General features: G+C 70.1%; 14 protein-coding genes. 4 read left to right on the top strand and 10 right to left on the bottom strand.

From position 1 onward, the window contains the following. Window positions 1-99 precede the first annotated feature (99 nt). Window positions 100-1,080 (bottom strand): metallophosphoesterase, encoded by a 981-nt coding sequence (locus tag ET445_RS16530; RefSeq protein ID WP_243695248.1) that lies wholly within the window; start codon window positions 1,078-1,080, stop codon window positions 100-102. After that, on the bottom strand, window positions 1,077-3,728 hold the full coding sequence (locus ET445_RS16525) for a transglycosylase domain-containing protein (RefSeq protein ID WP_243695247.1): 2,652 nt from the start codon (window positions 3,726-3,728) through the stop codon (window positions 1,077-1,079). The genes ET445_RS16530 and ET445_RS16525 overlap by 4 nt, the downstream gene beginning before the upstream one ends. 191 nt (window positions 3,729-3,919) lie before the next feature. Between ET445_RS16525 and sp36 the strand changes: the two genes are divergently transcribed. The 3 genes from sp36 to ET445_RS16510 all read left to right on the top strand — a co-directional run bounded on the left by sp36 (window position 3,920) and on the right by ET445_RS16510 (window position 5,762). Continuing rightward, a complete protein-coding gene (gene sp36 / locus ET445_RS16520; protein ID WP_129192245.1) occupies window positions 3,920-4,147 on the top strand; it encodes a Sp36 family protein in 228 nt (75 codons plus the stop codon). Then, the gene (locus tag ET445_RS16515) at window positions 4,147-4,614 is read left to right on the top strand and encodes a RidA family protein (protein ID WP_129192244.1); all 468 of its coding nucleotides are present in this window, start codon (window positions 4,147-4,149) and stop codon (window positions 4,612-4,614) included. Before sp36 ends, ET445_RS16515 begins: the two co-directional genes overlap by 1 nt. 263 nt (window positions 4,615-4,877) lie before the next feature. Then, window positions 4,878-5,762 carry a DUF559 domain-containing protein gene (locus ET445_RS16510; RefSeq protein WP_129192243.1) on the top strand — a complete coding sequence of 295 codons (885 nt, stop codon included), beginning with the start codon at window positions 4,878-4,880 and terminating at the stop codon, window positions 5,760-5,762. 211 nt (window positions 5,763-5,973) lie between these two features. On the opposite strand, the gene acs is transcribed toward ET445_RS16510, so the two are convergent. Continuing rightward, on the bottom strand, window positions 5,974-7,929 hold the full coding sequence (gene acs / locus ET445_RS16505) for an acetate--CoA ligase (protein WP_129192242.1): 1,956 nt from the start codon (window positions 7,927-7,929) through the stop codon (window positions 5,974-5,976). 680 nt (window positions 7,930-8,609) lie between these two features. On the opposite strand from acs, the gene ET445_RS16500 reads away from it, so the two are divergent. Beyond that, window positions 8,610-10,256: a sugar transferase gene (locus tag ET445_RS16500; RefSeq protein WP_129192241.1), complete on the top strand. Its 1,647-nt coding sequence runs from the start codon at window positions 8,610-8,612 to the stop codon at window positions 10,254-10,256. Here ET445_RS16500 and ET445_RS16495 read toward each other — a convergent pair. From ET445_RS16495 to ET445_RS16465, 7 genes are all read right to left on the bottom strand, one after another. Beyond that, window positions 10,222-11,355, bottom strand: a complete 1,134-nt coding sequence (locus ET445_RS16495) for a glycosyltransferase (RefSeq protein ID WP_165314436.1) — start codon at window positions 11,353-11,355, stop codon at window positions 10,222-10,224. The genes ET445_RS16500 and ET445_RS16495 overlap by 35 nt on opposite strands. Then, complete coding sequence (locus ET445_RS16490) at window positions 11,352-12,704, bottom strand: wax ester/triacylglycerol synthase domain-containing protein (protein WP_129192239.1); 1,353 nt, start codon at window positions 12,702-12,704, stop codon at window positions 11,352-11,354. Before ET445_RS16490 ends, ET445_RS16495 begins: the two co-directional genes overlap by 4 nt. Before the next feature lie 22 nt (window positions 12,705-12,726). Beyond that, window positions 12,727-13,437 carry a 4'-phosphopantetheinyl transferase family protein gene (locus tag ET445_RS16485; protein ID WP_129192238.1) on the bottom strand — a complete coding sequence of 237 codons (711 nt, stop codon included), beginning with the start codon at window positions 13,435-13,437 and terminating at the stop codon, window positions 12,727-12,729. Then, window positions 13,434-13,712: an acyl carrier protein gene (locus ET445_RS16480; protein WP_129192237.1), complete on the bottom strand. Its 279-nt coding sequence runs from the start codon at window positions 13,710-13,712 to the stop codon at window positions 13,434-13,436. The genes ET445_RS16485 and ET445_RS16480 overlap by 4 nt, the downstream gene beginning before the upstream one ends. Window positions 13,713-13,740: 28 nt before the next feature. Next, a complete protein-coding gene (locus tag ET445_RS16475) occupies window positions 13,741-15,513 on the bottom strand; it encodes an AMP-binding protein (RefSeq protein WP_129192236.1) in 1,773 nt (590 codons plus the stop codon). A 75-nt stretch (window positions 15,514-15,588) separates the two neighbouring features. Next, a complete protein-coding gene (locus ET445_RS16470; RefSeq protein WP_129192235.1) occupies window positions 15,589-17,301 on the bottom strand; it encodes an AMP-binding protein in 1,713 nt (570 codons plus the stop codon). A gap of 147 nt (window positions 17,302-17,448) precedes the next feature. Then, on the bottom strand, window positions 17,449-19,161 hold the full coding sequence (locus ET445_RS16465; RefSeq protein ID WP_165314435.1) for an AMP-binding protein: 1,713 nt from the start codon (window positions 19,159-19,161) through the stop codon (window positions 17,449-17,451). Window positions 19,162-19,188 lie beyond the last annotated feature (27 nt).

Raw genomic sequence — 19,188 nt, 5'->3', positions numbered from 1 at the left:
GGGCCTCAACAAGAATAGCCCATAATCCGGGGTGCACTTGACCATGGGCGGGCCCCGATGGGTCGCCCGACCGGTCGGGCTGAGTCGGGGTCGAGAGCGCTACTGGGCCGGCGTCAGCGTCAGGAGCGTCGCCTCGGGCGGGCACGCGAACCGCACGGGCGCAGTGAGCGCCGTACCGAGCCCCGCAGACACGTTGAGGAAGGCCGTGCGGAAGCCGTGGCGCCACAGGCTCAGCCCCTTCGCCTGCGAGCGCGGAAGATCGCAGTTCGTGACGAGTGCGCCGTAGCCGGGCACGCACACCTGGCCGCCGTGCGTATGCCCCGCGAGGATGAGCTGCGCGCCGTGGTTCACGAACGAATCGAGCACACGCCGGTAGGGGGCGTGCGCGACGCCGATCGTCACCGTCGGGCGCTTCTCGGGTGTCGACGACTCGTCGGGCCACGATTCGTCGCCGAGAGGGTCGTCGGCCCGGAGGTCGTCGATCGCGCCTGCGACGATGTCGAGACGGTCGTAGCCGATGTGGGGGTCGTCGACGCCGAACAGCTCGAGACGCGTGCCCTTCACCTCGATCGCGGTCGCGGCGTTGTCGAGATCGAACCAGCCGAGGCGCGCGAAGTGCGCGTGCAGGGCGCCGATGTCGAGGTGCTTCGCCTTGCTCTTTCGCTTCGAGGGGCCGCGGAAGTAGCCGAGCCAGTTCTTCGCGACCGGGCCGAAGTAGTCGTTCGAGCCGTTGACGAAGACACCCGGGATGCCGACGAAACCGCCGAACGCGCGATCGATGCCCTCGATCCCGCGCTCGTGGCCGAGATTGTCGCCGGTGTCGACGATGAGGTCGGGACGGAGATCGGCGAGGGCGCGGACCCACTCCTGCTTGCTCCGCTGCCACGGGGCCATGTGCAGGTCGGAGAGGTGCAGCACCCGGATCGGCTCTGCGCCCTTCGGAAGCACGGGCACCTCGACGCTGCGGAGCGTCCATCGCGTGCGCTCGATGAGCGAGCCGTACGCGAAGGCGGCAGCCCCCGCCGCGCCGATCGCCAGGGCGATCCGCGCGACGGAGGACAGGCCGCTTCGACTACTCAATCGTCGTCGCCCGGTCCGTCGTTCCCGCCGCCGCCGCCGTTGCCGGGGCCGCCTGTGCTCGGGATGCCGAACGTGACGGTCACGGTGTCGCCGCGCTTCGCGCCGGAGCCCGCGGCAGGCGTCTGGCTCGACGCCACCTGGCCGTTCGGGTTGCCGCCGCCGCCGTTGCCGCCGGCCGCCTGGAACCGGAGACCCGCGGCCTCGATCGCGGCCTTCGCCTGCTGCTGGGTGAGCCCCGTCACGTCGGGCACGGTCGTGCCCTGGCCGTTGCTCGTGAAGATGCGGATCGTCGTGCCGCGCCCGGCCTGACCCGCCGGGTCGGTGCCGGAGACCTGACCGGCCGGCAACGCCGAGTCCTGCGCTCCGCCGTCTTCGGCGACGAATCCTGCGGCCTCGATCGCCTGCTTCGCCTGGTCGAACGTGAGGCCCGCCACCTGCGGGATGTCGACGAGCACCTGCTTGAACGCTGACTGGTCGGGAGCCGTGAAGTCGCCGCCGCCGTACTTGTTGTCGGCGATCGTCATGATGGCCGGCCAGATCTCGTGACGGGCATTGGACGCGCCGACCTCCGGGAAACTCACCTTGCGGAGGCTCGTGCGGTTCTCGCCGCCCGTCAGGTTGCCGACCCAGACCGCAGTGGCGACGGTCTTGCTCGCGCCGTTCATCCACGTGTCGAACGCGTTGTCGGTCGTGCCCGTCTTGCCGATGTGCTCGATGCCGGTTCCCGTGTTCGAGGGGCTCGCAGTGCCGCCCGCGAAGGTCTGCTTCATGGCGTACTGCATGGCATGCGCGATCTCGGGGGTCACTGCCTGCGAGCAGGTCGACTTCGGCGGGTCGACGGGAGTGCCGTCGAGCTTCGTGATCGAGTCGATCGGGGTCGGCGAGCAGTAGAGCCCGTCGTTCGCGATGCCCGCGAACGCCGTCGCCATCGTGAGCGGAGAGACTTCCTCGGTGCCGAGCACAGCAGACGGCTGGAACGTCGACTTGGGGTCGACAGCCTGCGAACCGTCGGGGTTCAGGATGGGCGTGCCGTCGTCGTTCCAGGCGAAGCGCTTGCCGAGCTCGAGGCCATCGGCGCGCTTCACGCCGAACGCTTCAGCGGTCTCTTTCACGCCGCACAGCTTGAGCTGCTGCGCCATGGCGATGAACGAGGAGTTCACCGAGTACTTCGTGGCATCGACGGCGTTGTTCGCCCTCGTGGCGTCGTCGTTGAGCGGGTTGTAGCTCCCCGTCCAGGTGCTGCCGTCGCAGAGGCCTGGGAACGAGGTGAAGGTTCGTCGGTTGCCGTTGAACGACTCGAGCAGCGAGTGCCCCTCCTTCAGCCACTCACCGAGTGTGAAGACCTTGAACGTCGAGCCCGGCTGGAACCCGCTCGACCCGCCGTAGTCGAAGTCGGTCGAGAAGTTGATCGCCGAGTACGAGCGGTCGGCGTTGAGCACGTCTTGCTCCTGCGAGTAGTGCTTGTTCTGCGCCATCGCCAGGATTCGGCCGGTGCCGGGCTGGACCGAGACGGCCGACGAGCCGACGTCGAAGCGCTCATCGACGTAGGGGACATACGTGTCGATCGCGTTCTGAGCCGCAGCCTGCAGGTCGGGATCGAGGGTTGTGTGGACCTGGAGGCCGCCCTCTTCGAGCATCTTGCGGCCCTCGTCGACGTCGGGCGTCGAGGGGTCGTCGTAGTAGTGGAGGATGACGTTCTTGACGTAGTCGCAGAAGTACGCGCTCGAACCCGCCGTCTGGCAGCCTGTGCTGGGCTCCTGGATGCTGGGGGTGACCGGCGTCGCGACGGCGGCGTCATGGTCTTCTTGCGTGATCTTGCCGTACTCGAGCATCTTGCCGAGGATGTAGTCGCGGCGTTCCTTGTTGGCCGCGTACGGGGTCGGGTTGCCGGCCTTGTCGACCGACGCGGCGCCGTTCTCGGCGTCGTCGGGCAGGTCGATGCGGAACTTCGACGGGTTGTTGACCATCGCGATGAGGCTCGCTGCCTCGGGGAGCGCGAGATCAGCAGCGGACTTGTTGAAGTAGTACTGCGCCGCAGCCTGGATGCCGTACACGCGGCCGCCGAAGCCGGCGATGTTGAGGTAGCCCTTGAGGATGTCGTCTTTCGTGTACTTCTTCTCGAGGGCGATCGCGAGCTTCATCTCTTTGAGCTTGCGCGAGATGCCCTCCTGGCCTTCGGAGGCCGTGGCTGCGTCGTAGGCGGCGTCTCGCTCTTCGTCGGTCTTCGCGTCGCGCACGCCGTTGTTGATGAGCACGTTCTTGACGTACTGCTGCGTGATCGACGAACCGCCCTGCGTGTCGCCGCCGATCACGAACTCGTTGAGGACGGCGCGCGTCGTGCCCTGCACGTCGATGCCGCCGTGCTCGTAGAACCGGGGGTCTTCGCCGGCGACCGCGGCGTCCTTCACGAACTGGCTGATGCGGTCGAACGAGACCTCTTCGCGGTTCTCGGCGAAGAACGACGCGAGCTTGATCTGCGAGCCGTCGGCGGCCGTCGCGTAGATGTCGGTCTTCTCGGCGGTGTCCTTGATGTCGAGATAGCTCGGAAGGTTCTCGAACATCGTGATGCCGTTGGAGGCGGCCATGCCGGTCACGGCGATCGCCGGAGTCACGGCGGCGGTGACGAGCACGCCGACCAGCGCGCTCATCCCGATGAAGCCGAGCGCGCCGGACGCAGCACCGCTCAGCGATCGATTTTGGGCAGACATATAGTGGAGCGTAACCGAAGAAGCCTGAGCGAATCCGGCGAGCACGCCGCCCGGTGGAAACCGGGGGAAACCTCCGGATTCGCCGGTCGATCCGGGTCATCCTGCACCGTAATCGATTCGTGAGGAACGCCATGCCGGCTTGGGAGTACATCACCACCCCGCTGCTCATCCACAACACCGCCGCGATCCTCAACAACTGGGGCTCCGAGGGGTGGGAGCTCGTGCAGATCGTGCAGGGCCCCGAGGGCGGCCTGGTCGCCTACCTCAAGCGCCCCGTCGGCGACGAGTCCTCGTCGGCCGCGGCCGCCGGCGCGGCCGCGGCGGCCCAGGCCGCGAAGCAGTTCGAGGGGCAGGCCTGATGTCCCACGAGGCCCGTCTCGCCGAGCTCGGCATCGAGCTTCCGGCGGTCGCCGCGCCCGTCGCGGCCTACGTGCCAGCCGTCGTCTCGGGCTCGTACGTCTACACGAGCGGCCAACTGCCGTTCGTCGCGGGAGCGCTGCCCGCGACCGGCAAGGTCGGCGAGGGCGACGGGCTCGTCTCCGCGACCGACGCCAAGGGGTATGCCCGCACGGCGGTGCTCAACGCGCTCGCGGCCGTCCGCGGCGAGATCGGTTCGCTCGACCGCATCGTGCGGATCGTGAAGGTCGTGGGCTTCGTGGCATCCGACCCTTCGTTCACCGGTCAGCCGGGCGTCGTCAACGGCGCGTCCGAGCTCCTCGGCGAGGTCTTCGGCGATGCGGGCATCCACTCGCGCTCAGCGGTCGGTGTCGCCGTGCTGCCGCTCGACTCGCCCGTCGAGGTCGAGATCATCGTCGAGTTCGCGTAGTCACTCTCCGCGCTCACCGGAACGCGCTCCCGCCGAGTCGCGTTCCAGGGTTTGTCGGACACCGGCGCGTTTGTCGGACGAGTTCGCGCGGATTCGTCCGACAAACCGCCACATGTCCGACGAACTCCCCATTTGAAGAGGGTCCCCGCACCTGGTGTGAAGTGGGTGGCGCACTTGCCCTCCACAGGGGGAGCGCGCCCCGGGATCTCCCCACTTCACGCGAATCACCGTTCTCGAGGGGATGACGCTGCGACGCTCGCCTGATGGACACCGCATCCGGCCCCGCGATCCGGCGCGCGATGGCGCCGCACGGCATCGCACATCGTGAACAGCTGCGCGCCGCAGGCGCGCGCATGCGAGACATCCGCACGCTCGTCGATCGCGGCGTGCTGCAGCGGATCCGACGCGATTGGTTCGCAACGACCGGATGCCACGGGCTCGTCGTTCGCGCGGCGTACGCCGGGGCGACGCTGTCCTGCACATCAGCCGCGACCGTGCTCGGCCTCTGGGAGGTCGGTGGCCGCGAAGTGCACGTTGCCGCGGGGCGCGGCACGACCCGCATTCACCGTGAGCCTTTGGCGACTCACGCCGAAGGGCTGCTGCCGCTCCGTGTGCACTGGACTCGCGACCCCATGCCGCCCGCCGCGCCGCGTGCGCGAGCGCTCATCGATGACATCTCACGAGTGTTGGTTGCCGTCGCGGCGTGTTGCACGCTCGAAGAGTCGGTCGCGGTGATCGACTCGGCGCTTCGTCGTGGGGCGATCACGATGTTCGAGCTTCGTCAGCTCGCCGAGCGGTCGAGTGCGGTCCGGCGGGTGATCGACTTCGTACATCCGGCGTCCGATTCGGGCTACGAGTCCGACGTTCGGGTCCGGCTCGCCCGCCGCGGTGTGACGATGGTGCCGCAGGTCGTCATCGACGGGCATCCGGTCGACGGGCTCATCGGGTCGCGGCTCGTGCTGCAGATCGACGGCTACGGGCCGCACTCGGATCGGCGGACGAGGAACCGCGACCTCGCGCAAGACGAGCGGCTCCGCCGGATAGGACACATCGTGCTCCGCTTCTCGGCGGACCAGGTCCGGCGCGAGTGGCCGATGGTCGAGTCGGCCGTGCTGAGCGTGATCGCCGCCGGTCGGCACAACTTCTGAGTCTTCGCCCGCCGACCGGCGCGTTCGACACGCCCGCGCACGCATTCGGTATGTCGGACATCGGGCGGTATGTCGGACGACTTGTCGCGAAACCGTCCGACAAATAGCTCGATGTCCGACAAACCCCGGTGGGGGCAGAGAACGACGGATGCCTCGTCGGGATCGCTCCCGACGAGGCATCCGTCGTTTCAACCGGACGCGAAAGCCCGCGCTACTGCACCTGGGCCGTGATCGCGGTCATGACCGACGTGTCGGCGAGCGTCGTCGTGTCGCCGACCTGACGGCCCTCGGCGAGGTCGCGCAGCAGGCGCCGCATGATCTTGCCCGAGCGGGTCTTCGGCAGCTCGTTGACGATGAACACCTGACGCGGACGCGCGATCGCGCCGATCTGGGTCGCGACGTGCTTGCGCAGCTCGTCGGCGGCGGCGGACACATCGGTCACCTGGTCGGCCTGGCTGGCCTTCAGGATGACGAACGCGACGACGGCCTGGCCGGTGGTCTCGTCGGCCGCGCCGACGACGGCGGCCTCGGCCGTCCACGGGTGCGCGACGAGGGAGGACTCGATCTCGGCGGTCGACAGGCGGTGACCAGACACGTTCATGACGTCGTCGACGCGGCCGAGCAGCCAGATGTCGCCGTCTTCGTCGCGGCGCGCGCCGTCGCCCGCGAAGTACTTGTCGCCGAACTTCTCCCAGTAGGTCTCTTTGAAGCGCTCGGGGTCGCCCCAGATGCCGCGCAGCATCGACGGCCACGGCTCGGTGATCGTGAGGAGCCCGCCGCCCTCGCCTTCGACGTGGTTGCCGTCGTCGTCGAGGATGTCGACCGAGATGCCGGGCACCGCGACCTGCGCCGAGCCGGGCTTCAGGTCGGTGACGCCGGGCAGGGCCGAGATCATGATCGCGCCGGTCTCGGTCTGCCACCACGTGTCGACCACGGGGATCGAGCCTCCGCCGATGACGTGGCGGTACCAGATCCACGCCTCGGGGTTGATCGGCTCGCCGACCGAGCCCAGCAGGCGCAGGGTTCGCAGGTTGAACGCGTGCGGGATCTGCCGGCCGAGCTTCATGAACGAGCGGATGGCGGTGGGCGCCGTGTAGAGGATCGTGACGCCGTACTTCTCGACGATCTCCCACCAGCGGCCGGGGTGCGGGGTGTCGGGCGTGCCCTCGTAGAGCACTTGCGTGGCGCCGTTGGCGAGCGGGCCGTAGACGACGTACGAGTGGCCGGTGATCCAGCCGACGTCGGCGGTGCACCAGTACACGTCGCGCTCGGCGTGGAGGTCGAACACGTTCTTGTGGGTGAAGGCCGCCTGCGTGAGGTAGCCGCCCGACGTGTGCAGGATGCCCTTGGGCTTTCCGGTGGTGCCCGACGTGTAGAGGATGAACAGCGGGTTCTCGGCGTCGAACGCCTGGGCGTCGTGCTCGGCCGAGGCCGTCGCAACGGACTCGTGCCACCACAGGTCGCGGTCGGCGTTCCACGCGACCTCGTTCTCGCCGCGCTTCACGACGAGGACGTTGCGCACGGTGCCGCCTTCGGCCTTCTCGAGCGCCTCGTCGACGACGGGCTTGAGCGGGAAGACGCGGCCCTTGCGGTAGCCGCCGTCGGCGGTGATGACGACGGATGCCTCGGCGTCGTCGATGCGGCTCGCGAGGCTGTCGGCGCTGAACCCGCCGAAGACGACCGAGTGGATCGCGCCGATGCGCGCGACGGCGAGCATCGAGACGACGGCCTCGGGGATCATGGGCAGGTAGATCGCGACGCGGTCGCCCTGCTTGACGCCGAGACCCTCGAGGGTGTTGGCGGCGCGCTTGACCTCGTCGGTCAGTTCGGCGTAGGTGATCGAGCGGCTGTCGCCGGGCTCGCCCTCCCAGTGGATCGCGACGCGCTCGCCGAGGCCGGCCGCGACGTGGCGGTCGAGGCAGTTGACGGCGACGTTGAGCTCGCCGTCGGCGAACCACTTGGCGAACGGAGGGTTCGTCCAGTCGAGGGTCTGCGTGAAGGGCTTCTCCCACGTGAGGAGGGAGCGGGCCTGGTCGGCCCAGAAGCCGAGCCGGTCGGCTGCGGCTTCTTCGTAGAGTCGCTCTTCGGCGACCGCCTGGGCGGCGAACTCGGGGCTCGGGCGGAAGCGCCTGATCTCCTCGAGGGCGTGATCGATTTGCACGGTCATGGTTCTCCGGTCGCTCCTTCGCGGGTGGATCTGTTGGGTTCGCCTGCCCCGACCTGCACTCTAGCGCCCGATCGGGGGTGCGCCGATTCCCCTGTGACAAACGACGCCGTACGATGCTCCGAGAGGGGGTTGAACGGCGTCTCGCTGTGCCTTCCCGCAGAGAAATCTGTATGTCCGCACAAATGAGGACAAAAAGTACTTGCGTATGGAATATCACCCCGTACACTGAGTACCGCCCGAACGATCGTTTCGAGGCCTGCAGCACGAACCGATTCCCCCCAATCGTCGTGCTGCCGAGGCGGCGCCTGTTCCCCCCAATGGGCGCCGCCCCCTTCTTTTTCAGCACGACTCTTCTCTGCACGACGACGCGGTCGGGCAGCGATTCGAACAGCGCGAGCGACCATCGGTCCTCGCGCTGTTTCGCGTCCCGGGGGCGTTCGCGCGGGCCACCAGCCCCCAATTGAGGGGGGTGGCAGCGGCCGCGGCCTTGGCTAGCCTGAAACGTGAGGGGGGCTCATCGGTGATTCGTGGTCGTCCGTCGATCCACGTTCGGCGATGACCGCCCTCGCATCCGCGGTGATGACGCTGCACACCTGTCCTCGGTCGAGCACGGCGATGCAGTTCCGACGCCGTGGGAGCGCAGAGGACTGTATCCGAAGCGATCCGAGTTGCGAGGCGAGATGAGCGCACCGACCCAGAGCAAGCGGTTGACCGTCGCCGGGTTCGCGCGCCTCGCCGCCGCGAAGCCGGTGCCCGAGTCGGGAACCGATGAGCTCGAGGCCGATCAGTTCGAGGCCGGTGCGCTCAAGGCCGGTACGGTCGAGGCAGGTGCGGTCGAGGACGGACGCGCAGGCCGCCGCGTCGACGTCGTCACAAACGCGCAACCCGCGACCGGAACGAGTTGGGCGTCGCGCCTCGCGGCACGCGTCGCCGTCACCGACATCCTCTCGCTCGTCGTCGTGGTCTTCGGAACCCAGGCCGTCTGGCTCGGCCTCGACACGACCGTCGTCGGGTTCAGCGGGTCGCGCAGCGACCTCACCGTGAGCTACGCCGTCGTCTCGCTCGTCATCGTCGTCGCCTGGTCGACGGCGCTCCTCCTCTTCGACACGCGCTCCTTCCGGGTCCTCGGCGCCGGCCCGCAGGAGTACCGGGCCATCGCGACCGCGAGCTTCCGGGTCTTCGGCCTCGTCGCGATCCTCGCGTTCCTCCTGAAACTCGACATCGCGCGCGGCTACATCCTCGTCGCGTTCCCGCTCGGCGTCCTCGCCCTCTTCGGCGGGCACGCGCTCTGGCGGCTCCGCATCCGCTCTGCCCGCCGCGAGGGCCGGTACAGCTCGCGCGTCCTCCTCGTCGGCTCGGCGCCGTCGACGCTCGCCATCGCGTGCGAGCTCGCGCGGGCGCCCGAGGCCGGCTATCGGGTGGTCGGCGCGTGCGCACCCCTCTCGGCGGTCCCCGTCGAGATCGACGGGGCGGAGATCGAGGAATACGAAACCGTCGACGACACGCTCGCCTTCATGCGTCGGATCGGCGCCGACACGATCGTCGTCACGAGCGGCGACCTCCCGGCGCCCGAAGAAGTGCGCGCGCTCAGCTGGGGGCTCAACCCCGGCACCGAGCACCTCGTCGTCGCGCCGAGCCTCGTCGGCGTCGGCGGGCCGCGCATCCACACCCGACCGGTCGCCGGCCTGCCGCTCATCCACGTCGAGACGCCGAGGTTCGAGGGGCGCAAGCTCGTCGTGAAGCGCGTGTTCGACCTCGTCGGCTCGAGCCTGCTGATCCTCGCGCTCGCCCCCCTGCTCATCGCCGCGGCGATCCTCGTCAAGATGTCCGGCCCGGGGCCGATCCTCTTCAAGCAGGAGCGCATCGGCATCAACGGCAAGCCCTTCATGATGCTGAAGTTCCGGACCATGGCGGTCGACGCCGAGGCGAGGCTCGCCGAGCTCGCGGTCAAGCGCGACGCCGGCAACGTCGTCATGTTCAAGATGAAGGACGACCCGCGCGTCACGCCCATCGGGCGGTTCCTGCGCCGGTACTCGATCGACGAGCTCCCGCAACTGTTCAACGCGCTCCGCGGCAGCATGTCGCTCGTCGGGCCGCGTCCGCCGCTCCCGCGCGAGGTCGCCCGGTACGAGAGCCACGTCGGCCGCCGCTTCCTCGTGAAGCCCGGCATCACAGGGCCCTGGCAGGTGAGCGGGCGCTCGTCGCTCGACTGGGCCGACACCGTGCGGCTCGACCTCTACTACGTCGAGAACTGGTCGCTGACCGGCGACCTCCTCGTGCTGTGGCGCACGATCAGCGCCGTGTTCCGCACCGACGGCGCGTACTAGCGACGGGTCCCGATACGCGTCTCTCCTCGACCAGCGGGCGCGTCGCGGACGGCGCCGGCACCGGGGCATCCGCCCCGCCCGTCGCGCCGTCCCGGGCAGCCCGCGTGCGCTGCCGGTAGCCGCGCATCGCGAGGCCGCGGCGGAGGAACCGCACGACTCCGTCCTGCAGCCTCCAGACATGCAGGACCCCGGCGACCCGGTAGACGGCGACGGCCGTGCGCTCGACGAGTTCAGGGCGGTCGGATGCCGCGATCCGACGCTGTCCGCGCGCGAGCGCGCCGTGGTACGAGGCGGGGATCGTCACGACGGGCACGAGCTGCGGCGGGCGGGTGCCCCAGCGCCGTTCGAGGTCGGCGACCGCGGCCCCCCGCTGCACCGCCTCGCGGCGGAACCCCGCGAGATCGCGTACCTGGTGGTGCGCGGCGCGCGCGAGCGGGTCGAACCGGGCGGTCGCGCCGAGTCGCTCGAGGCGGATGCCGAGGTCGAGGTCCTCGTTGTAGTCGAGGCGGATCGACGGGGCGAGCGCCTCGGCGCGCAGGTAGAGGTCGCGCGGCAGGCTGAAGTTCCCGCCCCACAGCGACCCGAGCACGAGGGAAGAGGACTCCGGCGACACCGGCGACTCCGGCGACGAGGCATCCGCCGACCGCCACACGGCCGCCTGACGCTCGTAGTCGCGCGCGTAGACGAACGCGGGCGCGTCGTCGCGCCCGCGACGCACGGGCAGCGAGACGGGCATGTAGCCGAGCAGGACCCGGTCGCCGCCGCCCGCGTGGAAGGCCCGGTGGCGCTCGACGAGCCCGTCGCCGGGCTCGACGTCGTCGTCGACCGCGAGGACGACGTCGCCGCTCGCGGCCTCGAGGCCAGCGATGCGGGCGAGCGCGAGCCCCCGGTTCTCGGGCAGTTCGATGACGACGGATGCCTCGGACGCGACGTCTGCGAGCGCTGTGCGCCACCCGGGGTGCGGCCCGTCGAGGACGACGACGACCTCGTCGGCGCCTTGCGCGAGATACGCCGCCACGAGGGGCGGCACGCGTTCGAGCCGGCGGTAGGAGGGGATCACGACCGAGACGGTCGGACGCCCCGCCTCGGCGGCGCTCATCGACCGTCGGTGCCCGGAGGCGGGCTCATGAGCTCGGCGATCCGGTCGATCGTGCGCTCGACGTCGGCCGTCACGGGCATGTTCGCGCCGACGAAGAGCGACCCGTTGTACATGATCGCGGCTGCCGCGAGCTGGTCGGTCGGCAGGCTCGCGGGGAACGGCGTCATCTCGAGGAGCTCGCCGCCGCAGAAGTACCCCGGACGGCTCAGATACGGCAAGAGGGTGCCGTATCCGATGGGGTAGCCGGGCACTTCGTGGCCGTCCCATGCGCGATCGCGATCGGCGACCTGCGCGTGCACCGACGGCATCGTCACCTCGAGCGCGGCGTCGGCATCGCCCGTGATGAGCATGTCGCGCACGTTGTTGCGCGTCTTCGGCTCGCCGACCGCATGGAACGACACCGGGAACCGGAGCCGCACGATCCGCTCGGGGCCCTCCCACGCGCCGATGATCGACGAGATGAGGAGGTCGCTCATCGTCCCGCCGAGCCGGCGGGCGTTGCGGCCGACGGCAGCGGCGTCGAGCCGCCGGTACGCCGAATGGCGCGGGGGCAGCGCAGCGCGCACGGCCTGTGCCCTCCGGTCGCCGCGATCGAAGCGGTAGGGCAGCAGGTTCCTCGCGACCACCCGGCGCGCGCGACGGTGCACGGGCTTCGCCCAGTACGCGCGCCAGCCGTTCCGCAGCTTCGGCTCGGGGAGCGCCGCCCACCACTGGCGGAGCGCGAGACCCGGCAACTCCCAGGCGCCCGGTGCGCGGAGACCCGCGAACGGATCGATCGGCGCCGGCACCGGGGCATCCGGCGACTTCTGGTTCAACGCGCTCATCGTGCGCATCCCCGTCAGGCCGTCGGACGTCGAATGGTGGCCGATCGAGCCGATCGCCACCCGCCCGTCGGTCAGCTCGGTCACGCGGATGCGCCACAGCGGATGCTCGATGGGCATCGCGCCGTCGCCCTCGCCCGCGAGCTTGCGCAGGTCGGCGGTCGCGTAGTCGACGGCCGAGTCGGCGAAGAGCACGTGCCGGGAGAGATCGAAGTCCTCGTCGGGCACCCACGCGGGCGACGTGAGCCCGAGCGCCGAACGCTGCAGCCGAAGCCGATAGGCGGGGTTGTTCCCGTAGACCGCCTCGAGGTACGCGAGGATCTTGATGCGGTCGAGCTTGCCGTCCTCCTGCCGCATGGGGCCGCCCTCGTACACCGAGACGTTCGGCAGGTGCATGTCTTCGTAGTTCGAGCGACGGTTGAGGTACCCCTCCTCCCAGATCTGCATGAACTCGGCGTGCGGGGCGCGCCCGCGCACGGGCGGCTCGAGGTCGCCGTCGATCGCAGCCGTCTCGTCGGTCGTGGACATGCGGGATCTCCTCTTGCGGGTCTCAGTCGGAGGCGGACAGGGTCGGGCGGAAGCAGCGGAGGGGCGCGTCGCCCGCCGCGACGACGACGCACGCTTCGACGGATGCCTCGGGGCGCTCCTCGGTCTCGGGTGCGACGAATCCGCGGAAGTCGCGGGCGAGTCCCTCGCCCGTCGCCTTCACGAAGGCCTCCTTCGCCGTCCAGATGCGCACGAGCGCCGCGCGGCGATCATCGGGCGTCAGGAGGCGGACGCGCCGCTCCTCCTCGCGCGTCAGCATGCGGCGCACGAGCGAGGGCGACTCGAAGGCGTCGTACGGCGCGACTTCGAGATCGGCGCCCACACGCACGCGCACCGCGTCTGCACCCGTCTCGTCGCCGTCGACGCCCGTCGCGACCGCGACCGCGACGAGCACGAACCCCCGCCGGTGCGAGAGGCTCGCGTCGACGGGCGCGTCCGTGTCGAGCCGCGGCTTCACGCCGCGGGCAGTCTCGGCGAATCCGCGCCACTCGAACAGGTCGTGCTCGCGCACGAGGTCTCGGATCCACGCGCGTGCCGCCGCTCCGGGCGAACGCGCGTCGCCGACCCGGCCGAAGCGCCACCGCACCGAGCAGTCGACGCCCTCCCACGCGCCCTCGACGGGGCGCGCCCTGCGGAGCCGAAGCGGCGTCGGCCGCGCGGCCGTCGGTCGCGTGAGCGGCGGCGCGGGGTTCGCGCGCGGTGCGGTGAGGGTCATCCGTTGAGGCGCGCGGCCAATCCGGCGGCGAGCTCGCCGAGCGTGCCGTACTCGGCGAGGACGGGCGGGTCGAGCGGCTCGCCGTAGGTGTCCTCGAAGTCGCCGCACAGGGTCAGCGCGTAGATCGAGTCGAGCCCGAGGTCTTCGAGCGACGCCTCGGCCGTGATCGTGTCGGCGTCGACCTGGTCGTACACGCGGATGCGCTCGATGAGCCACGCCTCCAGGTCTGCGGCGGTGGCTTCCGACGGGTCGACGTGCGTCTGCGAGTCGCTCATGATGTGCTCCTTTCCGGCCGTGGCCGGGTCAGTCGTTCCGGACGGGCGCGGCTTCGGCGAAGCCCCGCGAGAATCGGGCGGCGAGTGCACCGCGTTCGAGCGCCTCCAGGGTCGGGCGGCGCCGGACCTTGCCCGTCGGGGTGCGGGGGATCGAGCCGGCGTCGACGACGGCGACGGCGAGCGAGGGGAGGGACGCGCGCTTCACGACGACGGTCCTGACCGCCGCGGCGACGCTCTCGGGGTCGGCGTCGGACTCGGCGTCGAGTTCGACGACGACGCCCACGGCGGACGGCGCGTCCTTCAGTTCGAACGCCGCGCCGATCGTGACGGCGGGGTGCGCCGCGCGGGCGTACGCCTCGAGGTCGTGCGGGTAGAGCTTCCGGCCGCGGATGATGATGACCTCTTTGATGCGGCCGGTGAGGTACAGCTCGCCGTCCTCGATGACGCCGAGGTCGCCCGACCGGTAGTACTCGAGGTCGTCGCCTGCGAGGCGGGCGCCGAACGCGGCGGCGTTCGCGTCGGGCCGTGCGAAGTAGCCCGGCGACATGTACTCGGACGACACCCAGAGCTCGCCGACCTCGCCGTCGGGCAGCCGCTCGCCGGTCTCGGGATCGGCGATGCGCAAGGTCGTCGTGGCCGACGGCACGCCGAGCGAGATGAAGCGCACCGCCCCTTCGCCCTCGTCGACGTGCGCGAACTCGCCGCGTTCGAGCGCGTCGGCGTCGACGTGGATGGACCGGAACGTGTCGCCCGGGAGCTTCGACGACACGATCATCATCTCGGACATGCCGAGCACGGGCGTGAACGCCGTCTCGGTGATGCCCGTCGAACGGAATCGCTCGAGGAAGGCCGCGGCCGTCGCGGGATCGATCGGCTCGCTGCCGCACGCGAGGATCTCGACCGACGAGAGGTCGAGCTCGGCGATCTGCTCGTCGGTCGCGAGCTTCGTGCACACCGCGAACGCGAAGTTGCCGGCCGCCGTGAACGTGCCGCGGTGCTCGCTCAGCAGTTGGAGCCAGGTGATCGGTCGGCGCTGGAACTGCTCGGGCGAGGTGAGCACCGCCTGGCAGCCGAGGATCGACGGCAGGACGATCTCGATCGCGAGCCCCATGGCGTGGTGCATCGGCACCCACGCGACCGCGACCGACTCGCTCGAAAGGTCGAAGAGCTCGACCGACGAGTCGACCATGCCGAGGAGCACCCCGTGCGTCACGATGACGCCCTTCGGGTCGCCCGTCGAGCCCGACGTGAAAAGAAGCGCCGCGACCGACTCGTGGGTCAGACCGGGGTCCTGCCAGTCGGCGGCGGGCGTCCCCGCGAGGGTCTCGACGAGGAGCACTCCCGGCAGATCGTCGCTCCGGGCGTCGAGGATCGCCGCGGTCGCGTCCTCGCCGACGACGGCGACGGCGCGGCTCGCCGCGGCGATGCCCGCGATCCGGTCGATCGTCGAGTCATCCGTGCCGAAGCCCGTGAGCGCGACGGGCACGACGACGAGCCCCGCGTAGAGGGCGCCGTAGGCGACCTCCACCCACGACAGCCCCGGCAGGACGGCGATGACGACGGCGTCTCCCGGGTGACGGCCCGCGGCCTGGAACCCCGCAGCGATCGAGCGCGCACGGCGGTCGAGTTCGGCGTATCCGACGTAGACCGACTCGGTCGGCGAGGTGTAGTAGCGGATGCCTCGGGCATCGGCCGTGCGCGCGGCGGTCGCCTGCAACCCCGCGACGAGGCTCGGAAGCTCGACCGCCGCGGGCGGCGGTGCGTCGGATGCGGTCGGTTCGAGTGCCGTGTCGATCGTCATGTGTCCTTCGGTCTCCTTCTCTGTGCGACCCGAGGCTTCCGTGCCGCCGGGGGTGGAACTCTCATCCCGCGGTCGCTAGACCCGCGCGAGGCCGAGCGTGTGGGCGGTGGGCAGTTCGCCCGCCTCGAGCTGACGCCGGGTCGGCGTGCGCTTGACCTTGCCGGTCGGGGTGCGGGGGAGCCCGCCCGCCTCGACGAGCGCGACCGCGAGGTACGGCAGCGAGAACTTGTCCATGAGGTGCCGCCGCACCTGGTCGGCGATGCCGTCGAGCGTCTCGCCGCTCGCGTCGAGCGCCTCGCGGTCGATCTCGGTGACGATGCCGACGGCGGCATCCCGGTCGGTGAGCTCGAACGCCGCGCCGATCCCGACCGCGGGCGACACCGTGCGGGCGGCCGCCTCGATGTCCATCGGGTAGAGGTTGCGGCCGCGGATGATGAGCATCTCCTTCAGCCGGCCGGTGACGTAGAGCTGGCCGTCGAGCACCGCGGCGAGGTCGCCCGTGCGGAGGTACCCCTTGTCGTCGCCGGGAAGCTTCACATCGAACGCTTCGGCGGTGGCGTCGGGTCGGCGGAAGTACCCGGGGGAGACCATGTTCGAGCTCACCCAGATCTCGCCGACGACGCCGTCGGACACCTCGGTGAGGGTGTCGGGGTCGACGATCTTCACGGTCGTGTGCGGGTTCGGGCGGCCGCACGAGACCCACTCGATGCTGTCGGGGCCGTCGTCGGGCACGAGGCGGCCCGCTTCGAGCGAGACCGGGTCGAAGCGGCGGATCACGAGTTCGTCGTCGGGGTATTTCGCGGTGATGAGTCCCGCCTCGGTCATGCCCATCGCGGGGGCGATCATCTTCGCCGTGACTCCGGTCGGTGCGAACTTCGCGAGGAACGCGCGCACGGTCTCGGGCCGCACGGGCTCGCTGCCCGAGAACAGGGTGCGGATCGACGAGAGGTCGAGCTCGGCGAGTTGCTCGTCGGTCACGAGCCGCGTGACGAGGTCGAACGCGAAGTTGCCCGCCGCCGACTGGGTCGCCTTGTACTTGCTCATGAGCTGGAGCCACATGAGCGGGCGCTTCTGGAACACGGCCGTCGGCATGATGATCGAGTCGATGCCGCTGATCGCGGGCAGGAGCACATAGGTCGCGAGTCCCATGATGTGGTGCATGGGCGCCCAGCCGACCGTGAGGGCGCCGTCGTCGACCTGGAAGAGGTCGGTGTTCGTGAGCGCGCCCGTGAGGACCGTGCGGTGGGTCGCGATGACGCCCTTGGGGTCGCCCGTCGAACCCGACGTGAAGAGCAGGTAGGCGATCGTGTCGGGCGTGAGCCCCGGATCGACCCACGCGTCGGGGTCGCCCTCGCGGAGATCTTCGATGAAGAGCACAGGGAGGCCGAGGTCGGCGAGACCCTCGAGCCGCTGGACTGTCTCGCGGTCGACGATGAGGAGGTTCGCCTCGCCCGAACGTGCGACGGCGGCGACGCCGTCGATGAGGTTCGCGGGCGAGCCGTATCCGGCGACGGGCGCGGGCAGGAACGTGACGCCTGCGGCGATCGCCCCCCATACGGCGCCCGGCCAGTCGAGGCCGGCCTTGAGCGCGATGACGGCGTTCGTGCCGATGCCGTAGCCTGCGTCGGCGAGCGACGCGGCGACGGCTTTCGCTTCGCGTTCGAGGTCGGCGTAGGTGATCGAGATCGAGTCGTCGAGGCTTTCGAAGTACTTGATCCCGCGAGTATCGCCGTGCTCGGCCGCGGTGTTCCGCAGCGCTTCGAACAGCGTGGTCGGTGCTTCGCTCATGGCCTGGTCCGTTCGTTCGTTCGCATCGGTCAGGATGTACCGCGGGGCCCCATCGGCGCAGTAACGAGATTGTCTCAGTTACGCGACGGGGGTCGATAGTGCCCCGTTCTAGGGAGATGAGCGTGTGTCCGGTTGCGCCGGGGCGCGTCAGGCCATCGCGAATCCGAGCGTGTGGACGGTCGCGAGCGTCCCGTCTCCGAGCTGGCGACGGGTCGGCGTGCGGCGCACCTTCCCCGTCCCGGTGCGGGGGAGGCGGCCGGGCTCGACGAACGCAACCGCGAGGTACGGGAGCGAGAACTTCGCCGCCAGCTCCTTGCGCAGCCGCTCGGCGAGCTCGTCGACCGTCTCGCCGCTCGCGGCGAGCGCCTCGGCGTCGAGCTCGGCCACGATGCCGACCCCCATGTCGTGGTCCGTGAGTTCGAAGACTGCGCCGATGCCGACGGCGGGGGAGACCTCACGGGCGGCGGCCTCGATGTCCATCGGATAGATGTTCCGGCCGCGGATGATGAGCATCTCCTTGAGCCGGCCCGTGACGAAGAGCTGGCCGTCGAGCCGCGCCGCGAGGTCGCCCGTGCGCATGTAGGGGAGGTCGTCGCCCGGCAGCTTCAGGCCGAAGGTCTCGGCCGTGGCATCCGGACGCCGGAAGTACCCCGGCGAGATCACCGGCGAGTTCGCCCAGACCTCGCCCACGACCCCGTCTTCGACGGGGAGGAGCGTGTCGGGGTCGACGAGCTGCACGGTCGTGTAGGCGTCGGGGCGTCCGCAGGAGACCCATTCGACGCTGCCCTCGCCGTCGGACGGCACGAGCCTGCCCGACTCGAGCGCCTCGCGGTCGAACCTGCGGATGACGAGGTCGTCCTCGGGGAACTTGCCCGTGATCATGCCGGTCTCGGTCATGCCGTACGAGGTCGAGACGACCTTGTCGGTGATGCCCGCGGGCGCGAACTTGTCGATGAACGCACGCATCGTCTCGGGGCGGATCGGCTCGCTGCCGCAGAAGAGCCCTTTGAGCGAGCGGAGGTCGAGGTCGGCGATCTGCTCGTCGGTCACGAGGCGCGTGACGAGGTCGAACGCGAAGTTCCCCGCCGCCGAGTACGTGCCCCGGTACGTGCTGATGAGCTGGAGCCATCCGAGCGGCCGCTTCTGGAACTGCTCGGTCGGCATCGTCACCGAATGCGTGCCGTTGACGGCCGGGACGATGACCTGCGAGAGCAACCCCATGATGTGGTGCATGGGCGCCCAGCCCACCATGACCGAGTCGTCGGTGAAGTTGAAGGCCTCCTTGTTGGCGGTCGAGGTGCGCACGATCATGCCGTGGGTCGCGATGACGCCCTTGGGGTCGCCCGTCGAGCCGGAGGTGAAGAGCAGGTAGGCGATGTCGTCGGGTGTGAGGCCGGGGTCGACCCACGCGTCGGGGTCGCCCGCGCGCAGGTCTTCGATGAGGAGGACGGGCACGCCGAGGGCGGACAGCCCGTCGAGGCGTTCGAGGGTGCCGCGGTCGACGATGAGCAGGCCCGCGTCGCCCGAGCGGGCGATCGCCGCGACGCCCTCCGTGAGATACTCGGCCGAGCCGTATCCCGACACGGGGGCCGGCATGAACGTCACGCCCGCCGCCATCGCGCCGAACACGGCGCCCGGCCAGTCGAGCCCGGAACCGACGGCGATGACGGCCGTCGTGCCGATCCCGAAGCCCGCGGCCTGGATCGACGCCCCGATCGTGCGCGCCTCCCGTTCGAGGTCGGCGAAGCCGATGTAGTCGGAATGGTCGGGACTGTCGAACCAGCGGATGCCGCGGTCGTTGCCCCATTTCGCGGCGGTGCGCTGGAGTGCTTCGAACAGGTCGGGGGCTTCGTCGCTCATCGTTCCGTCCAATCGCATGAGGTGGGT

This window comes from Agromyces protaetiae, assembly GCF_004135405.1.
GTDB classification, from domain to species: domain Bacteria; phylum Actinomycetota; class Actinomycetes; order Actinomycetales; family Microbacteriaceae; genus Agromyces; species Agromyces protaetiae.
The sequence above is the reverse complement of the archived record's forward strand: the minus strand, read 5'-3'. Positions and strand labels throughout refer to the sequence as shown.